The 1,741-nt window shown below is 71.1% G+C and carries 2 protein-coding genes; both read right to left on the bottom strand.

Annotation, left to right across the window (positions count from 1 at the left end):
• Window positions 1–717 (bottom strand): hypothetical protein (locus SY1_RS06330; RefSeq protein ID WP_208873113.1); only part of this gene is annotated, 717 nt, incomplete at its 3' end.
• Complete coding sequence (ftsY, locus tag SY1_RS06325; RefSeq protein WP_015556537.1) at window positions 714–1,643, bottom strand: signal recognition particle-docking protein FtsY; 930 nt, start codon at window positions 1,641–1,643, stop codon at window positions 714–716. The genes SY1_RS06330 and ftsY, both read right to left, overlap by 4 nt.
• Between the last annotated feature and the right edge of the window lie 98 nt (window positions 1,644–1,741).

The raw sequence follows: 1,741 nt of genomic DNA, 5'->3' as shown, positions 1-1,741 counted from the left end.
GGGCCAGGACTGCCCCTTGAAGCCCTCCGGCGGGGCGTCCACGCGGCGCCACGAGGCCCCCCCGGACTCCAGGACGGTCGTCCAGCGGCGGCCCACGGCGGCCCACCAGGAGATGTCCTGCGCCTCCGCCAGGTCCCCGGTGCAGTCGTCCACGATGAAGACGTCCCGATCGACGCGGCGAAAGGTCAAGTAGCAGGGCCGTTCCCTGCCCTCCAGCTCCACGATGAACTCGTCCTTCTCAGGGAGGTCCGCCACGCTGAGCCGCTCCAGGTCCGACCCGAACGCCTCCGCCGCCGCCCGGTTCAGCTTCACGCCCGTCCGGGCGCACAGGGCAAAGGGGACGGGGGCCTCCCACCACTCCGGATACTCCGGCTCCGTCCGGCTGACGGCTTCGCTTATCGTCGCCGTGCGGGCGCCGCGCCGCTCCAGGACCAGGGCTTGGAGCACGTCCGGGTTCGGCAGGCCCTCCGGCTCCAGGGGGCGGAACAGTCCGTCCCTCGCCAGGGCCGGCAGGTCGCGCACCGGCGCCTCCGCCTTTCCCCGCTCCACGAGGAGCACCAGCTGCTCCTTCGAGAGGACGATGGGGTCCGCGCCGTCGGGCAGGTAGACGCCATAGTCCAACATCAGGCCGTACATCGCCCTGAGGAAGACCAAAAGCGGCGAGCTTCGCGACAGCGACCGAAGCCGCTCCGCCTCCGCCTCCCGCGCCGCGGTCATCGCCCCGCCTCGCCTTCCATCAGCGCCGCCGCGAACTCGGCCGGGTCAAAGGGGCTGAGGTCCTCCGGGGCCTCGCCCAGGCCGATGCAGCGCACGGGGATGCGGAGTCTGCGGGCGATGGCCAGCACCACGCCCCCCTTCGCCGTGTTGTCGTACTTCGTGAGCACGATGGAGGAGACGGGGAGGATGGAGTTGAAGGTCTCCGCCTGCGCGACGGAGTTCTGCCCCAACACCGCGTCCAGCACCAGGACCGTCTGAACCCGGTCCTCTCCCGCCTCCCGCACCAGCACCCGCTGGATCTTCCGCAGCTCTTCCATCAGGTTGTGCTTGTCGTGGAGGCGGCCCGCCGTGTCCACGATGAGGAGGTCCGCGCCCGCGCTTCGCGCGGCCTGCCAGGCGTCGAAGGCCACCGCCGCGGGGTCGCTGCCCTGTCCCTGGGCGACGACGCGCACCCCCACCCGCTCGCCCCATATCTGCAGCTGCTCCACCGCCGCCGCCCGAAAGGTGTCCGCCGCGGCCAGCACGACGCCCTTCCCCTGCCCCTTGAACTGCAGAGCCAGCTTCCCGGCCGAGGTGGTCTTGCCGCTGCCGTTGACCCCCACCATCAGGAGCACCTGGGGGGCGGGCTCCGTCTCGAAGGGCTTCCCCATCCCGGGGACGGACAGGAGCTCCGCCGTGATCCTCTCGACGAAGACGTCCCGCAACGCCTCCGGCGAAGCGATGCCGCGGGCCCGAACCTCCCCCTTCAGGGATTCCACCAGCTCCTCGGACAACTCGACCCCGACGTCCCCGGCGATCAGCCGGTCCTCCAGCTCCTCCCAGAAGGCATCGTCAAAGGAGCTCCCTGAGAACAGCCTCGCAATGCCGCCGCTCCAGCGCTCCTTGACGCCCTTCAGCCCCTCCTTCAGACGCGCAAAAAACGCCATTTAGACCTCCTCCTTCCCCTGGGTCCCATCGGGGCCGGAGCTCCGGGGACCCCGTGGCCGCCTTGGGCGATCCGGCCTGCGGCGTGGCCTCGGGCGGC

It is taken from the genome of Fretibacterium fastidiosum (genome assembly GCF_000210715.1).
In the GTDB taxonomy this organism is placed as follows: Bacteria; Synergistota; Synergistia; order Synergistales; family Aminobacteriaceae; genus Fretibacterium; species Fretibacterium fastidiosum.
This window is presented reverse-complemented; position numbering and strand designations above follow the sequence as displayed.